Source organism: Niveibacterium microcysteis, from assembly GCF_017161445.1.
GTDB classification, from domain to species: Bacteria; Pseudomonadota; Gammaproteobacteria; order Burkholderiales; family Rhodocyclaceae; genus Niveibacterium; species Niveibacterium microcysteis.
In genome coordinates, this window is record NZ_CP071060.1 from 669,526 (window position 1) to 685,641 (window position 16,116).

At 66.6% G+C, this 16,116-nt stretch carries 16 protein-coding genes, 1 other RNA gene and 1 riboswitch; of the genes, 8 read left to right on the forward strand and 9 right to left on the reverse strand.

The window, feature by feature from the left end; genetic code table 11:
- Positions 1-2: 2 nt before the first annotated feature.
- The 8 genes from msbA to cobU all read right to left on the reverse strand — a co-directional run bounded on the left by msbA (position 3) and on the right by cobU (position 7,656).
- The gene (msbA, locus tag JY500_RS03085; protein WP_206255040.1) at positions 3-1,760 is read right to left on the reverse strand and encodes a lipid A export permease/ATP-binding protein MsbA; all 1,758 of its coding nucleotides are present in this window, start codon (positions 1,758-1,760) and stop codon (positions 3-5) included.
- 123 nt (positions 1,761-1,883) lie between these two features.
- Positions 1,884-2,294, reverse strand: a complete 411-nt coding sequence (locus JY500_RS03090; RefSeq protein ID WP_206255041.1) for a hypothetical protein — start codon at positions 2,292-2,294, stop codon at positions 1,884-1,886.
- Between the two features lie 88 nt (positions 2,295-2,382).
- Entirely contained in the window at positions 2,383-3,522 is a 1,140-nt protein-coding gene (locus JY500_RS03095) for a glycosyltransferase family 4 protein (RefSeq protein ID WP_206255042.1), read from the reverse strand.
- Complete coding sequence (gene rfaQ / locus JY500_RS03100; RefSeq protein ID WP_206255043.1) at positions 3,519-4,640, reverse strand: putative lipopolysaccharide heptosyltransferase III; 1,122 nt, start codon at positions 4,638-4,640, stop codon at positions 3,519-3,521. The genes JY500_RS03095 and rfaQ overlap by 4 nt, the downstream gene beginning before the upstream one ends.
- 21 nt (positions 4,641-4,661) lie before the next feature.
- Positions 4,662-5,216, reverse strand: coding sequence for an alpha-ribazole phosphatase (gene cobC / locus JY500_RS03105; protein WP_206255044.1), 555 nt, complete (start codon positions 5,214-5,216; stop codon positions 4,662-4,664).
- Complete coding sequence (locus JY500_RS03110; RefSeq protein ID WP_206256393.1) at positions 5,201-5,962, reverse strand: adenosylcobinamide-GDP ribazoletransferase; 762 nt, start codon at positions 5,960-5,962, stop codon at positions 5,201-5,203. The genes cobC and JY500_RS03110 overlap by 16 nt, the downstream gene beginning before the upstream one ends.
- A 13-nt stretch (positions 5,963-5,975) precedes the next feature.
- On the reverse strand, positions 5,976-7,034 hold the full coding sequence (gene cobT, locus JY500_RS03115; RefSeq protein WP_206255045.1) for a nicotinate-nucleotide--dimethylbenzimidazole phosphoribosyltransferase: 1,059 nt from the start codon (positions 7,032-7,034) through the stop codon (positions 5,976-5,978).
- Between the two features lie 97 nt (positions 7,035-7,131).
- On the reverse strand, positions 7,132-7,656 hold the full coding sequence (cobU, locus tag JY500_RS03120) for a bifunctional adenosylcobinamide kinase/adenosylcobinamide-phosphate guanylyltransferase (RefSeq protein ID WP_206255046.1): 525 nt from the start codon (positions 7,654-7,656) through the stop codon (positions 7,132-7,134).
- A 65-nt stretch (positions 7,657-7,721) separates the two neighbouring features.
- Positions 7,722-7,939, forward strand: a riboswitch (cobalamin riboswitch).
- Positions 7,940-8,105: 166 nt separating this feature from the next.
- Here cobU and JY500_RS03125 point away from each other — a divergent pair.
- From JY500_RS03125 to JY500_RS03140, 4 genes are all read left to right on the forward strand, one after another.
- Entirely contained in the window at positions 8,106-9,929 is a 1,824-nt protein-coding gene (locus JY500_RS03125) for a TonB-dependent receptor domain-containing protein (RefSeq protein WP_206255047.1), read from the forward strand.
- Between the two features lie 37 nt (positions 9,930-9,966).
- The gene (locus JY500_RS03130) at positions 9,967-10,980 is read left to right on the forward strand and encodes a FecCD family ABC transporter permease (protein ID WP_425493191.1); all 1,014 of its coding nucleotides are present in this window, start codon (positions 9,967-9,969) and stop codon (positions 10,978-10,980) included.
- The gene (locus JY500_RS03135; RefSeq protein ID WP_206255048.1) at positions 10,977-11,756 is read left to right on the forward strand and encodes an ABC transporter ATP-binding protein; all 780 of its coding nucleotides are present in this window, start codon (positions 10,977-10,979) and stop codon (positions 11,754-11,756) included. The genes JY500_RS03130 and JY500_RS03135 overlap by 4 nt, the downstream gene beginning before the upstream one ends.
- A gap of 74 nt (positions 11,757-11,830) precedes the next feature.
- Positions 11,831-13,723 (forward strand): M48 family metallopeptidase, encoded by a 1,893-nt coding sequence (locus JY500_RS03140; RefSeq protein ID WP_172200928.1) that lies wholly within the window; start codon positions 11,831-11,833, stop codon positions 13,721-13,723.
- On the opposite strand, the gene JY500_RS03145 is transcribed toward JY500_RS03140, so the two are convergent.
- Complete coding sequence (locus JY500_RS03145) at positions 13,724-14,659, reverse strand: cobalamin-binding protein (RefSeq protein WP_172200925.1); 936 nt, start codon at positions 14,657-14,659, stop codon at positions 13,724-13,726. It lies immediately after the preceding gene.
- A gap of 127 nt (positions 14,660-14,786) precedes the next feature.
- Between JY500_RS03145 and JY500_RS03150 the strand changes: the two genes are divergently transcribed.
- The 4 genes from JY500_RS03150 to JY500_RS03160 all read left to right on the forward strand — a co-directional run bounded on the left by JY500_RS03150 (position 14,787) and on the right by JY500_RS03160 (position 16,092).
- Entirely contained in the window at positions 14,787-14,990 is a 204-nt protein-coding gene (locus JY500_RS03150; RefSeq protein ID WP_206255049.1) for a hypothetical protein, read from the forward strand.
- The gene (locus JY500_RS03155) at positions 14,987-15,286 is read left to right on the forward strand and encodes a cell division protein ZapA (RefSeq protein WP_172200919.1); all 300 of its coding nucleotides are present in this window, start codon (positions 14,987-14,989) and stop codon (positions 15,284-15,286) included. The genes JY500_RS03150 and JY500_RS03155 overlap by 4 nt, the downstream gene beginning before the upstream one ends.
- A gap of 105 nt (positions 15,287-15,391) precedes the next feature.
- A non-coding RNA gene (gene ssrS, locus JY500_RS22395) (6S RNA) lies at positions 15,392-15,570 on the forward strand.
- A gap of 54 nt (positions 15,571-15,624) precedes the next feature.
- Entirely contained in the window at positions 15,625-16,092 is a 468-nt protein-coding gene (locus JY500_RS03160) for an EVE domain-containing protein (RefSeq protein WP_206255050.1), read from the forward strand.
- Positions 16,093-16,116 lie beyond the last annotated feature (24 nt).

The window sequence follows — 16,116 nt, forward strand, 5'->3', positions numbered from 1 at the left end:
GCTCAGGTGGCTCCGTTGGTGTCGTCGTCCTGCCGGAACTGCATGCGCCAGAGGTTGGCGTACAGACCGTCGCGTGCAAGCAGTTCGGCGTGGGTGCCGGTCTCGGCGATGTGGCCGCGGTCCATCACGACGATGCGGTCGGCGCGTTCAATCGTCGACAACCGGTGCGCGATCACCAGTGTCGTGCGGCCGCTCATCAGCGCATCCAGCGCGGCCTGAACCGCGCGTTCGCTCTCGGTGTCCAGCGCGGACGTCGCCTCATCGAGAATCAGCAGCGGCGCGTTCTTCAGCAGTGCGCGCGCAATCGCCAGGCGTTGCCGCTGGCCGCCGGAGAGTTTGGTGCCGCGCTCGCCGATCTCGGTGTCGAAACCGTTCGGCATCTGCATGATGAATTCGTAAGCGTTGGCGGCCTTTGCGGCGGCCTCGATCTCGGCGCGCGTGGCGCCACTCATTGCGCCGTAGGCGATGTTGTTCGCCACGGAATCGTTGAACAGCACCACCTCCTGGCTGACGAGTGCGATGTTGGCGCGCAGGCTTTCCAGCCGAACGTCCTCCACCGGGATGTCGTCGAGCAGGATGCGGCCGCCGCTGACCGGGTAGAAACGCGGCAGCAGGTTCGCGATGGTGGTCTTGCCGCTGCCGCTCTGGCCGACCAGCGCGACCATTTCGCCGGGCCGGATTGCGAGGTCGATGCCGTCCAGCGCGTCGCGCGCGGCACCGGGGTAGCGGAAGCGCACCTGCTCGAAGCGCACATCGCCGCGCGCCTGACCCAGTTCGCGCGTGCCGGTGTCCGATTCGGTATCGGCGTCGATCAGCTCGAACACGCTTTCGGCCGACGCCAGCCCCCGCTGCAGCGGTGCGTTCACATCGGTGAGGCGTTTCATCGCTGGCACCAGTTGTGCGATCGCGACGATGAAGGCATTGAACTCGCCCACCGTGAGGCCGCCCTTTTGGCCCTGCCACAGCGCCGCGGCAATGATGCTGCCGATGCCGATTGCCGCGAGCGTCTGCACGATCGGCCCTTGCGCTGCAGCGGCGACGGTGCCCTTCATGTTGAAACCGCGCAGCTGCTGCGTGGCCCTCAGAAAACGGCTCGATTCATAGACCTGGCCGCCGAACACCTTTACAAGTTTGTGCGCGCCGATCGCTTCTTCCAGCACATGGTTGATCAGGCCCATCGATTCCTGCGAGCCGCGCGTCATGCGACGCAGGCGGCCCGAGAACGCGCGCACCGCCAGCGCCACCGGCGGCACCAGTACAAATGCGATCAGCGTGAGCTGCCAGTTCAGGTAGAGCAGGAAGCCGAACAACGCAATTACCTTGATCGCGTCGCCGATCAGCGTGTTCACCGCGTTGGTCGACGCGTCCAGCACCCCTTGCACGTCATAGGCGACCTTCGACATCAGCAGGCCGGCCGGCCGGTTGTCGAAGAAGGGCGTTGGCTGGCGGATCAGCTTTGCGAACATTTCGTTGCGCAGATCCAGCAGCACCTTGTTGGCGACCCACGCCATCGCGTAGTCGGTGAGGAAGGACAGCACGCCGCGCATGAAGTACACGCCGACGATGGCCGCTGGGTACCAGAACACCTTGGCCGAGGCGTTCGCAGTGAAGCCCTCGTCAATCATCAGTTGCAGCAGCTTGGCCATCGCTGGCTCGAGCGTGCCGGCGATGATCATGCAGAACAGCGCCGCGACGAACGCCTTCTTGTATGGGCGAACGTAATTCAGCAGGCGGCGATAGAGCTGCGTGGATTGAGACATGAAGCCCCCGGGGCAAAAGACGGCGCGGATTATACCGGAGGGGTCTGCCCGACCCGGTGCGATTGGGTCAGGCGCAGTCGTCAGCGCTTGTAAGCGCGGCAGGGCCGCCTGCGATCGTCTGATCTAGAGGTAGCTGCGGGCCCCCCAGATCAACGCACCGGAGATCCCCGCCGACAGCACTGCGACGATTGCGCTGGAGCTGAAGCTCAATGGCAGCGCCACCTTGAAACCCATGACAAAGGCCCCGAACAGGCTTGCAAGCAGCATCAATAGCGAAAGGTTATGAAAGCTGGCACTGCCGCTTCCCTTGACATAGCTGAGCAGCGTCAGCAGCCAGATGGCAAGGAAGCAAAGCGACAGGAAGACGGCCTTGAACGCCGAACTGACGGTTGTGGATACGCCGGCCACCGCGTGAGTTACTGCCACCACCGTGAGCGTGATCAGCAGCAGCAGTGTCGCGCAAAGCGCAGTCACCTTGATTGGGGCGGAAACGGCAAAGGCAACGAAAACCAACACTAACAAGAGTTGCTGCATGGCGGGCGCGACGCGATTCGACGCGTTTGTAAGGAGTGTGGGGGGGCTCCATTCTGGCCAAGCGCCGAGGATCGCCCACCCAACTGCGTCACATGTCCAGGCAGTTACCCAGCAATCGCCGGTACAGCCCCACCAGCCCCTCGGCCATTCGCTCGGGTGTTTGCTGCTCGGCGGTTCGGCGCGCGGCGCTGGCGATGGCGGCGAGGCGCTCTGGTGAGTCGATCGTAGTCATCAACTCGGCTAGCGCGGCGCGCAGCGATTCACGGTCGAATGCGTCGGCGAGCCAGCCGTTGGCGCCGTGTTCGATCAGCGATTCAGCGCCGCAGCTCGGTGAGGTGATCGCAGGCAGGCCGCTGGCCATGGCTTCCAGCACGACGTTGCCGAAGGGTTCATAGATGGCGGGGAAGACGAAACCGTCGGCGGCACGGTAGATCGGTGAAACGTCTTGCTGCGGGCCGAGGAAGTGCACCCGATTGCCGTGGCCCAGGCGCTGCGCCATGCGCCGGTAGTGCGGCTCGCTCTTGTCCTTGCCAGCGACCACGAGATGGGCGTCGCGCGGCAGCGTTTCGATAACCGCGGCGAGCCCCTTGCGTTCGAAACCAGAGCCGACGAACCCAAGCACGGCGGCATCCGCCGGCAAGCCGAACATGACGCGCGCGGCGCGCTTCTCGTCGGCGCCCGCGGGGCGGAAGCGCTGCTGATCGACACCGTTCTCGATCAGCGGCAAGCGTTCTGCGGGCAGGCCGAACAACTCCATCAGCTCGCGCTGGATGAAGCGCGAATTGCAGATCACCGCACGCAGCTTCGGGTGGCGGAACATCGCTGCTTCGGCGGCCAGCGTGTAGCGGTGGTAGGGGCCGCACCAGCGTGCGTCAAAGCGCTTGCCACGGGCACGTGCGCGATGCGTGAGCCAACCGAGGTGGCTGCCGTCGCCGGCGCGGTAGATATCGCAGCCGGGCACGCGTTCGTGTGACTGCACCAGATCGAAATCGCTGCTGGCGATCTCGTGCTGCACGGCGCGCGCAAAGCTCGCATCGCGCCAGGTGCGGCCGATGTGGAAAGGGTCGAGCTTGCGCAGGTGCAGATTCGAAGCGGGCTCGCCGCTCCAGCGCCGTGTCAGCAATGTGATCTCGATGTCGTCGCGGCCAAGTGCCGCAATCGCGCGCTCGACAAAACGCTCGGCGCCGCCGAAGGCGGTGTAGCGCTGGCGGACGAGGGCGAGCTTCACGCGCGCTGCAGGTGCACCACCGGCGTGCCGCCGGTGTCGTTGAGCAGATCCTGCACGGCAGCCCAGGCCTGATCGACCGGCAGCTGGACGAGGCAATCGCTGATCTTGCCGCCGCCGCAGCCGTCGATGCCGCACGGGCGGCAGGGGTGGATCTGGCTACTGACCACGCGGTGCGGTACGCCCCACGGGCCCCATTCCAGCTCGCCGGAGGGGCCGAACAAGGCCACCGTAGGCACCTGCTGCGCGGCAGCGATGTGCATTGGCGCCGAATCCACGCCGAAGAACAGCCGGGCGCGACCGATCACGGCCGCGAGTTCGCGCAGGTTCAGTTGCCCGCCGAGATTCAGTGCCGGTTCGGGCAAGGCTTCGAGAATGCGTGCGACAAAGGCCTTTTCGTCGGCGTCCGGCCCGCAGGTGAAGACGAGCTTCCAGCCGGCACGTTGTAGCCGGCCGCAGAGTTCGGCGACGTGTTCTGCCGGCCAGCTCTTGAACATCCAGCGCGAGACCGGGTGCACCGCGATGAAGCGGCCAGCCTCAACACCGCCGTCACGCAGCAGTGCATCCGCACGCATGTCGGCATTCGCGCCGGGGTGGATCGATAGCACGCGCTCGTGCAATTCGGGGTAGAGGCCGATTCGACGCAACACATCGAGGTTGCGCTCCACCGTATGGCGGCGGGCGTTCATCGGCTCGCCCTGCAGATGGCTGAACGCCTTGCGCCACATCCGGCCGCGTGCCGGGCGGGCGGGGCCGACGGCCCAGCGTGCCCCCGTCAGGCGCGCGATCCAGGCGCCACGCGGGTGGTCGGTGAGGTGCAGCACCAGGTCGTACTTGCGTGCGCGCAACCGCCTCAGCAGCCCCAGCTCCGCCGCGGCCTGCCCGAGCGGGCCGAGTTTCTTCCAGTTGCGATCGATGCCGTGCAGCTGCGCAATGGCAGGGTGGCCCTGCAGCATCGGCGCGGTTTCCTGATACACCAGCGTGTCGATTTCGCAGTGCGGCGCGCGGGCCTTCAGTGCGTGCAGCACGGGGGCCGTAAGCAGCACGTCGCCGTGGTGACGCAGCTTGATCACCAGCACGCGGCGTACTTCGTGAAGCGGAATCGGGTCAGTCAGCAGCATGGGGCCGACGATAGCACGCAGTCAGCGGTTGAAGAGTTTGAGGGTCGTGCCCCAGGTTTCGACCTGGATGCGGGTCAGGCGCGCGTGAGCGAAATCGAGCGTCAGCCAGCGCGCTGGCGGCAGCCCGAGCAGATGGCCGGCGATCACGCGCAGCGGCCCGCCGTGGGCAACGATGACGACGGCCTCGCCTTGCCGTTCTGCCTGCAGTTCGTTCAAGAACGCCAGCACGCGGGCACTCATCTCGGAGGCCGACTCGCCGCCGGGCGGGCGGTGGTCGAGCGGATCGTCGGCCCAGCGGTCAAGCGCGGCCTTGCCGATGGCCTCGTAGGTCTGCAACTCCCAATCGCCGAAGCTGATTTCGCGCAGGCGCTCATCAATGACCGGCTCGCCCAGCGCATCGGCCAGCAGGCGCGCGCGCGCCAAAGGGCTGGCGAACAGCGCCGCGGCGGTCGGCAGCAGGGGCCGCAGATGCGCGACGGCCGCATCGATTGGCGCAGCGAGCGGTACGTCGCTGGCGCCGTAACAGGTGCCGGGCGCCACCGCGACTTCCGGGTGACGAATCAGATGGAGGTCCATGCCGCCGTCCAGGCGAGGTAGCAGGCGAGTTCGGTCAGCTGTTGCGTCGCGCCGAGACAATCGCCGGTGTAGCCGCCGAGCCGGCGGTGCAGCACCCGTGCCCACCACAGCGTGATGAGTCCGCCTGCGCACAAGGCCGCCAGTGCGGGGCGCGGCGCGAGCAATATCAGGGGCGCGGCACCAAAGGTGAGCGACAGCAGCCATTCGCCGTTCGACATGCGTACCGCGAGCGGCTTCGCTTTCGCCTGTGCATCCTCGCGCACATAGTCCATCAGGCGGATCAAGGTGCCTGAGCACAGCCGCGAAAACGGGTGTGCTACGAGCAAGGCAAGCGCTGCCTTGTCGGCGCCCAGCGCACATAGCAGCGCGAATTTGCCGGCCAGTGCAAGACCCAGTGCCACCGCCCCATAGGTGCCGAGCCGCGAATCCTTCATGATCGCGAGCACTTGCGCCTTCTCCCAGCCGCCGCCCAGGCCGTCGGCGGCGTCGGCGAGGCCGTCTTCATGGAAGCAACCGGTCAGGCGGATCGATATCGCCATCGAAATCAGCACCGCCACCGGCAGCGGCCATACCTGCGCCGCGAGCCACAAGCTGGCGGCTGCAACGCAGCCGACGACCCAACCCACCGCCGGAAACCAGCGCGCCGCGTGGTTCAGCCGCTCAGGCGAATACGGCACCCAGCGCGGCACCGGGATGCGCGTAAAGAAGCCCAGCGCAGTGAAGAAGAGTTCGAGATTCCAGCGCAGCATGCTCACGCAGCTATGCGGATTTTCCGCTCACGCCAGCCGATTCGAAGCTCGCCATCTCGGCCAGCATGGCGCAAGCCGTCTTCAGCAACGGTATCGCGAGCGCCGCGCCCGTGCCTTCGCCGAGCCGCAGATCGAGTTCGAGCAGCGGTTGCGCAGCAAGGTGCGCCAGCTGCGTGGTGTGACCTGGCTCTTGCGAGCGGTGTGCGAACACGCAGTAGTCGCGCACCGCGGGGGCGAGCGCGTTAGCGACCAGCAAGGCGCTGGTGACGATGAAACCATCTACGACGACGGTCATCTTCTGCCGCGCGGCTTCAAGGAATGCCCCCACCATCATCGCGATCTCGCAGCCGCCGAACTCTGCCAGCACGGTCAGCGCATCGCGGGGTGCGCCAGCGCGCTGCCAAGCCTGGGCCAGCAGCGCGTGTTTGCGTGCGAGGCCCGCGTCGTCGAGCCCGGTGCCGCGTCCGATCACGTCGGCCAGCGGAGCGCCGGTGAGGGCGGCGGTGATCAGTGATGCGCTCGCGGTGTTGCCGATGCCCATCTCTCCGAAGCCGATCGTGTTGCAGCCGGCTGCCGCCAGCTCGCGCACGATCCGCGCACCGGCTTCGATCGCGGTGTCGCGCTGGTCACTGCTCAGCGCGGCGGTGTCGAGATAGTTCGCGGTGCCGGCGGCGACCTTCGCGCGCACGAAACGGGTGCCGTCTGCTCCGGTGGCGGGCAGATCGGAAAGCTCGCGTGCGACCCCGGCGTCGACCACGGAGAGCGCGATGCCGGCCTGGCGTGCGAACACGTTGATCGCCGCGCCGCCAGCGAGCATGTTGGCCACCATCTGCCAGGTCACATCCTGCGGGTAGGCCGACACGCCCACCTTTGCCGCACCGTGGTCGCCGGCGAACACGACGATATGTGGCGCACGCACGGAGGGCGACGTGCTCTGCTGGATCAGGCCCATCGTCGCTGCGAGCGCTTCGATTCGCCCCAGGCTGCCCGGCGGCTTGGTCTTGCCGTCGATGCGGGCTTGCAGTGCCGCGCTCAGCGCGGTGTCGGGCGAAGTGATATCGGCGTACATGGCGGACGAATTCCGGGGCGGGCAGAAGGGGGCGGATGCTAGCACGCAGGGGCCGTTCAGCCTTTGCGCCGGGTGAAGCGTGCGCTTGGCGCTTGCCTCAGCCCTTCAGCACCAGCGGCAAACCCGCCGCAACGAACACGACGCGCTGCGCCATCGCGGCCACTGCCTGATTCAGTCGCCCCTGCGCATCGCGGAAGGCGCGCCCGAGGGGTGTTTCGGGAACCAGCCCGAGGCCAACTTCGTTCGAGACGAGGATCACATGTCCGCCGCAGCGCTTGAGTGCTGCGATCAGCTCGGCTGCCGCAGCTTCCCCCGCGGCATCGCCGGCGTCGTCTGGCGCGGCGAGCAGGCGGTTGCTGAGCCACAGCGTCAGGCAGTCGACGATCACGCAGTTGCCGGGGCGGGCCTGAACAATCAGCTGGCGTGGCAGGTCGAGCGGGGCCTCGATGGTCTTCCAGCGCGGGTCGCGTTCGGCCCGGTGGCGCGCGATGCGCGTGCGCATCTCTTCGTCGAGCGCTTCCCCGGTGGCAATCAGCGTCACCGGCAGTGCGCCGGCGGCGGCCCGTTGCGCTGCGTGGCGGCTCTTGCCGGAGCGCGCACCGCCGAGTACCAGTTCGATCATCGGAGAAACCTTTGCTGCGACGCGAAAGCGGCAATGTTAAACTGCGGCGCTTACTCCGGCTGCGGCCGGAGTTTCGTCTGAAAGGTGCCCCGGCGTGTCGCGCGCCAGGGTTAAACGGGAAACAGGTGCGTCCGCATGCGGACTATTCCTGTGCTGCCCCCGCAACGGTAGGCGAGAGCCCGGCGTCATCGGCCACTGGGATTGTTCCCGGGAAGGCGACGCAGGGCCGGCGCACATGCGCCCGCTCGCAAGCCCGGATACCGGCCCGTCAGACATCCGCAAGCGCCTTTGTGTCAGCAGGGTGTTTGCGCTGGAGGACAGGCCGCGGGGTGTCGGTTGATCAGCCTGAGCGCTTTGCGCCCTGCCTGCTCGTTTCCCCGTTGCGCTGTCCGTGTGCCATGTCCGGCACGCGGGGTCGCGTGCGCGGACGATCAGGGAGTTGCCTCTAAATGAAGTGCCTTCGGGTTTGCCCCGTCACCGCCGCCGTTCTCGCGGCGTTTTCCGTTCCTTCGTTCGCCGCCGCGCCGGACGATAGTCCCACCAGCACGATCGTCGTCACCGCCACGCGGCAAGCGACGCGTATCGCCGAGACCCTCGCCGACGTGACGGTGATCGGCCGCGAAGAAATCGCCCGTGCCGGCGTTGCAGATCTGACCGAGTTCCTCGGCCGCCAGCCCGGCCTGCAGTTCTATTCCAACGGCGGGCCTGGCAAGACGGCGGGCCTCATCGTGCGCGGCGCGAGCGCGTCGCAAAGCCTCGTGCTGGTCGATGGCATGCGCATCGGATCCGCCACCAGCGGTGGCGCGTCGTTGGAACACCTGTCGCTCGACGATATCGAGCGTATTGAAATCGTCCGCGGCCCGGCTTCGGCGCTCTACGGTGCTGACGCGATCGGTGGCGTGATCCAGATCTTCACCCGTCGCGCGACGGAACCCTTTGCGGCGGATGCGTTTGCCGGCGTGGGCACCTACGGCATGCAGGAGTATGCGGCAGGGGTGTCGGGCAAGAACGGCGCGTTCAGCGGCGGCCTGCGCGTGACGCATCAGGAGACGAACGGCTATTCGGCGATCAACGATCCGGTCAAGCAGCCTTATAGCTACGACCCGGACGACGACGGCTATCGCCGCAACAGTTTCGCGGCCAATTTCGGCTGGAAGATCGCCGATGGTCACGCGCTAGAACTGACTGCACTGCAGAACAACGGCCGCAGCTGGTACGACGGCGGCATCGGTTTTGATTCGCATACCGACGTGAAGGTGGCGAGCTATGGCGCAAGCCTGCGTGATCGCTTTGCCGAGAACTGGGTTAGCACCTTGCGCCTTGGTCGCTCGGTGGACGACAGCCGTGACTACGCGATGTGGAATCCGACCGGCATGACCTTCCGCACCGAGCAGGACCAGGCGTCGTGGCAGAACGATGTCCGCATCGGGCCGGGCAGCCTGATGCTCGGCGCCGAATGGCTGCAGCAGCAGGCCAAGGCTGAAGGCAGCTTTGATCAGTCCCGCACGATCAATGCCTTGTTCGCTGGCTGGAGCGCCCACTACGGTGCGCAGCGCGTGCAGCTCAACGTGCGCCGCGACGACAACTCGCAATTCGGCGCGCATACCACCGGCACGGCCGCCTGGGGTTGGCAGTTCGCCGAGGCGTGGCGAGTGCGCGTCGGCGGTGGCACATCGTTCCGCGCGCCGACATTCAATGACCTCTACTACCCCGGCTACTCGAATCCCAACCTGAAGGCCGAGCAGGGCCGCAGCGTGGAGACGGCCGTGGTGTGGGAGTCGGGCGAGGCCAAAGCATCGCTGACCGCTTACCGCAATCGTGTGAGCGACCAGATCGCGCTGGATGAGACCTGGACGCCACAAAACATTGCGCACGCCGAGCTGGATGGCGTCACCGCCGAAGCCGGCAATACCTTTGGCGCTTTCGTCGTGGATGGCTCGCTCGACTGGCTGCATGCGCGTAACCCGGATACCGATACGCAACTCGCAAGGCGTGCCGAGTGGCAGGGGGCGTTCAACGCACGTTATGTGCAGGACGCCTGGCGTGCTGGCGTCGAAGTGCGCTATGTCGGCGATCGCTACGACGACGCGGCGAACCTGCACAAGCTCGACGCCTACACCCTGGTCAATCTCGTCGCGAACTGGAAGCTGATGCCACAAACGCAACTGGAAGTGCGGCTCGACAACCTCTTCGACGAGCAGTACGAGACGGTGCGCGGCTACGGCACGGCCGGACGCAGCATCTTCGCGGGCCTGCGTTTCAGCACCCGCTGAGCGCAGGCATTTCGCTGGCAGGCCGGGGCGCGCGACAATGAGCACCCTTTCGATCGCAATCGCTCGTTCGCCGATGCGCCCTCGCCGCGTGCTGCTCGTATTGCTTGGCCTCGCTGCCGTGGTGCTGGCGGCGTTCTTCGCTGCACTGGCCGCGGGCGAGGTGGCAGCGGGGCCGCGCGCGATCTTCGACGCGCTGCGCGGCCAGCCGGACGACATGGCCGCCACCGTGGTGGCGCAGCTGCGCTTGCCGCGTGCGATGGCTGCCTTCGGCTGCGGCGGCCTGCTGGCCTTGTCGGGTGCGCTGATGCAAGTGCTGCTGCGTAACCCGCTGGCCGATCCCTATGTGCTGGGTATCTCCGGTGGCGCGGCAGTGGGCGCGCTGTCGGCGCTGCTGTTGGGGCTCGCCACGCCTTGGGTGGACGGCGCGGCGCTCGCCGGTGCCCTGCTCAGCATGTTTGCCGTGTTCGGCATCGCGCGGGGTTCCGGTAGCTGGACACAGACCCGCTTGCTGCTGACGGGCGTGGTGGTCGCGTCCGGCTGCGGCGCGTTGGTTTCGCTGCTCCTTGCACTCAGTCCCGACCGTGCGCTGCGCGGCATGCTGTTCTGGCTGATGGGTGATGCAGGCGCGGCGGATCGCCCGTGGCTGGTGCTGGGCGTACTGATACTTGGCGTGCTGGCCAGTCTGCCGATGGCGCGCGAGTTGAACCTGCTCGCCCGCGGCGAGCGGCATGCGCGTGCGCTCGGTGTCGATACGCGTCGCGTTGCGACCATCGTGTTCCTGCTCGCGTCACTGCTCACCGCTGCGGCGGTGACGGCAGTCGGCGCGGTGGGCTTTGTCGGTCTCGTCGTGCCGCATCTGCTGAGGCTGGTGCTGGGCAACGACCAGCGCTTGTTGTTGCCGGCCTCGGCACTCGGTGGCGGCGGTCTGCTCCTGATCGCGGACACTGCAGCGCGTACCGTCGTCGCGCCCTTGCAGTTGCCGGTTGGCGTGCTGACCGCGCTGATCGGCGTGCCGCTTTTCCTGTGGCTCCTCTCCCGGCATCCGCGATGAGCGAGGCACGCACATCCATGCTGCTGCGTGCGCGTCGCCTTGATGTCGGCGTCGCCCAGGTCCGCGCCGTGAGTGGGCTCGATCTGGATCTCAAGGCCGGCGATCGGCTTGCGATACTCGGCCGCAATGGCGTCGGAAAGAGCACGCTGCTGGCTGCGCTGGCCGGCCTGCACCCGTCGCAGGGCGAACTCGAGTGCGGCGGGGCGCCGCTGGCGCGCTGGTCGGCCCGCACACTGGCGCAACTCCGCGGCTGGTTGCCGCAGCATCCGGACGACCCCTTCGCCAGCAGCGTTGAAGAAGCGGTGCTGGTGGGGCGTCATCCGTGGCTCGAGCGTTTCGAGTGGGAAAGCGAGGACGATCTCCGCATCGCGGCCGACGCGCTGGCGGCCATGGGCCTGGCAGGCTTCGCGCGGCGCAATGTGCAGACCCTCTCGGGCGGCGAGCGCCAACGCGTGTCGATTGCCGCACTCCTCGCGCAGACGCCACGGCTCTATCTGCTGGACGAACCGCTCACGCATCTCGACCTCGCCGGCCAGATCGCGGTGCTCGATCACTTCCGTGGCGTCGCGGACGCGGGTGCAGCCATCGTCATGGTGTTGCACGACATCAACCTCGCGCTGCGCTGGGCGAGTCATCTGCTGATCCTGTTCGGCGACGGTGCCTGGCAAGCGGGCCCGGTTGACGAAGTGGCCTCGGCGTCGGTGTTTGGGCGTGCGCTTGGCCACCCGGTGCGGGCGCTCGACGATGCAGGCAGACCGCACTTTGTCCCGGCCTGAGTACCGCGCCCGGCGCAGCCGTCGGTCGGGCGCCCTCTTGCCTGACGCCGCGCAAGCAGGAAGACTGCGCCCCCATGCTTGAACAGGACTTCGAACGCCTCTTCGACCGCGCCCGGCGGCGCGCTTTGCGCTATCCGCGCTGGTTCCGCTTCCTCGTCACGATGCGGGCGGCGACCGGGGTGGGGTTTGTCGTACTGCTTGGCGTTGCGGCGGTGCTGATGATCGGCTGGGCCCTGTCACCACTTTTCGATGGTGGCTTTCAGGAAGAGCCGGTGCTGTGCTTCCTGCGCGGCTTGCTGGCGATTCCTGCGCTGCATCTGCTGATGCTGGTGTCGCGCATGCTGCGTGGCCGCTTTCCGGCGCCCGATGGCCTCGCGCTCGGGCCAGACGAAGCGCCCGCGCTGTTCGATTTGCTCGAACGCCTGCGCCGCCGTTTCGGTACGCCGCCGATTCACTCGGTGTGCATCACCGGCGAGCTGAACGCAGCGATCACGCAGCGGCCGAACCGCTGGATCGGCGTGCCGATGCGCAACACGCTGGTGATGGGGCTGCCGCTGACGCTGGCGACCTCACCGCGCCAGTTCGTCGCTGTTCTCGCACATGAGTTTGGCCATCTGCGGCGCCAGCGCATCGCGCTGGGTGGCATCGGTTGTTACCTGCGCGCCTTGTGGCACCAGGTGCTTGAAAACATGGAGGCGGTGGCGAGTCCGCTGCAACCGGCGTTCTCGCTCATCACGGAAATCGAGACACCCTTGTATTGCGCCGAATCGCTGGTGCTGTCGCACCTCGATGAACTGGAGGCGGACGCCTGTGCCGCAGAAGTTGTCGGTGCCAAGCGGCTTGGCGAAGCGCTGGCCGAGATTGCGCTGAAGCACCGCTTCCTGGCCGACGACTACTGGGCCAAGGTCTACGCGCAGGCTAACCACTCCGAACGGCCGTCGATCCTGCCCTATCGCCATATGGCGGCGGCGCTGCGTGCGGGCTTCGACCGCGAGGCATTCGCCGAATGGTTCGAAGCGCTGTCGCATGAGCAGAGCGACGAATCGCGGTTGAGCACCCACCCGAGCCTGCGCACGCGGGTGCACGCGCTGGGCCTCGCGGTGCCGAGCGAGGGCGTTGGGTCGGATAGCGCGGCGCGGCGCTTCCTTGGCGAGTCGGTTGGGCGGCTCGCTGGCGAACTCGATCAGCAGTGGTGGCAAGGGCAGCAGCGCAGCTGGCGCAAACGCCACTGGGAAGTGACCCGCGCGCTCGACAAGATCGCCAAGCTCGAGTCCGAGGGCGCCCAACTGGGCGTCTCCGAGCGGCTTGAACTTGCATTGCTGGTCGAGCGCTATGCAGGCGATCGTGACCCGCTCTCGGTGTACCGGGAACTGATGCCGCAGGCGCCCGGACGCCCGGATGCGTTGCTCGCAATGGGGCGCTTGCTGCTTGGGCGTGGCGATCCGACGGGCGTGGCCTACCTGCGCCGCGCGATCGGCGAGGACGATGCGGTGGGCCTGCAAGCTGCCGCGCTGCTGATCGAACATTACGAGAGCAGCGGAATCGGCGCGGCAGCGCGTCCGTATCGCAAGCGCCTCGGCAAGCTGCTGCGCCAGGCGCAGCTCGTGCAGGCGGCGCTGGATGCGCCGCTCGAAGCGCTGCGTTCATTGCCGCCGGGGCTCGAGATGCATGAGCTGCGTGCGCTGGTGCGGGATATCCGGCGCCACGATCCGGTGCGTCGCGCCTATGTGGTGCGGCGGCGTTGCGAGTTGGCGCCGCGCTGGCGTGCTTACATCCTCGTGCTGTGCGTCGAGCACCACGCCCTCGGTGCCATCGCCGACGTGGCGCAGGAGATCGAAGCGGGCATCACGATTCCGGGCTTGTGGCGCGTGCTTACGGTGCCGGTCGACAGCGGCGACGAGGCCATCCTGTGCGAAGTGCGCGGGGCTCGCTTCTTCTCGCGCAAGGATGGCGCGGTGCGCATCTGATCAGCGTTTGCCGGCGAGCCGCTCGCGCGCCTGATCGAGAACGGCACACACTTCCTGCGCCCCGGCGAGAATGCGCGGACCGGCTCGGTTCAGGTGGTCGCCGTCCACGTAGAACAGGTTTCCAAGCGCCACCGCTGGCAGCGCTTTCCATGCGCGCCATGCGTCGAGTGAGCCCTGGTCAGTGGCGGGCTCGCGGCCGGTCAGAATCGCCTCGGGCGCGGCTTTGAGCACCGCTTCGCGCGTCACTGTCGGCGCGATCGGGTCAAGTTCGGCAAAGACGTTGCGCCCGCCGCACAAGCTCAACACATCGCTGACCATGTGCTTGCCATTGAGCGTCTGCAACGGATCGGACCACACCTGGTAGAACACCCGCACCGGCTTACGTGATGCGTAGCGCTGGCGCAGCGTCTCGATGCCCTCGCGCAGGCCTTTCGCGGCGGCTTTTGCTTCACCGTCGTTCCCTGTCAGCACGCCGATCCGCTCAAGATCGCTGGCAATCGTATCGAAACGTCGCGGCTCACTGAGGAAGACCGGCACGCCCATGCGCTTGAGGCGTTCAAGCTGCGCGGCCGGATTGCCCGATGCCCAGCCAACGACCAGATCCGGTTTGAGGGCAACGATTCGTTCAAGGTCGAGCGCGTGGTAGCCGCCCACACGCGGCAGTTTCGCCGCAGCGGCGGGGTAGTCACTGTATTCCGTTGCGGCGACGACACGCGCACCGGCGCCGGCCGCGAACAGCAGCTCGGTTGCGTGCGGAGCAAGGCTGACGATGCGTTGCGCCGGGGCATTGAGCGTGACGCGCGCGCCGGTGTCGTCCAGCACGCTCACGTTTGCAGCCAGCGCCGCGACCGGCATCAACGCGAGCACCATCGATGACGCGAGGTGCTTGCGCCGGATCAATGCACGATGCAGGCGGAAGGGGCTGAAAGTTTGCATGGCGGGCGTGCTTCATGGGCAAATTGCAAGCCCCTGATTCTACTGTCATGGCATCTGCCAAAGTGTGACACGCCTGCGTGATGCCGCGCGCTTGACCGGGTCGCCGACGACTCCTAAGATCGGTCGCATGGAACAGGAACTCTCGGCTCTCGAAGCCAAGCTCGATACGCTGGTTCGCCAGGTGCAGACGCTGCGCGCCGACAACCTGTCGCTGCGCGAACGGGTTGTCACGCTGGAAGCCGACAACCAGCGCCTCAAGGCCAAGGTGGAGGTTGCGACGAGCCGGATCGAGTCCGTGCTTGCGATGATTCCGGATGGAGCGGTGTCGTGACCGAGAGCGTCGATTTCTCCGTATTGGGGCGCGAATACAGCGTTTCCGTGAAGCCCGAAGAGCGCGACTCGTTCCTCGCGGCGGTTGCGTTGGTGGATGCGAAGATGCGTGAGTTCGATGCACGCACCAAGGCGTCGTCCGATACGCTCGCAGTGATGACCGCGATCAACATTGCGCATGAACTTGTGCAATTACAGAGCGGCGCCGGATTGGATCTGCCGGGATACCGGCGTAGAATGACAGCCATGGGAGAGCGGATCGACGCAGCGCTCGCCCAGCAGGAAAAGCTCTTCTGAGCCTTCTGCAGTTCAACTGGCGTCGTGCGCCGCAAGGCGCGGTAATACAGGTTTCACGGGGTCTGGAGACAGGCGCCGCGGGGCGCGAAAGCGGCCCGGAACGGTTTTCCCCTGCGGTGTTCGTTTGGGTCGTAGATTCCTTGGACCAATGTCTACGCGACTTGGTCGCCGACCTACAAACCGCTGTTGTGAGCACCCTTCGGGGCGCACCTGATGCGGCTGGAACGCGACCGACCTGAACCCAGGTTCAGGATGCCGATCCGAACGGCACAGGCGGGGGATCCCATTGTGCAGGGCGCGAAGCTGAGCTTCGCGCCCTTTGCGTTTGTGGGGGTCTAATGCGCTATTGGCTGATGAAGTCCGAGCCGGACGATTGCTCGATCGACGACCTCGCGGCAATGCCGGGTCAGACAGTTGCCTGGTATGGCGTTCGGAACTACCAGGCGCGCAATTTCATGCGCGACCAGATGCAGCTTGGCGATCTGGCCTTCTTCTATCACTCGTCCTGCGCCGAGCCGGGCATCGCGGGGATCGTCGAAGTGGCGCGCCGTGCCTACCCCGACGCCACGCAATTCGACGTGTCGAGCCGCTTCTTCGATGCGAAATCGAGCCATGAGAATCCGCGCTGGCTTAACGTCGACGTGCGCTTCGTGCGCAAGACGCCGCTCATCGCGTTGGCCGAGTTGCGTCGGCATGCTGCGCTTGAGCAGATGCGCGTGTTGCAGAAGGCAAGCCGTCTGTCGATCACGCCGGTTGATCCGGCGGAGTGGCGCTACATCACCGAACAGTTGATCGGCAGTGCTTGATTACTGGATCGATGTAGAGGCATC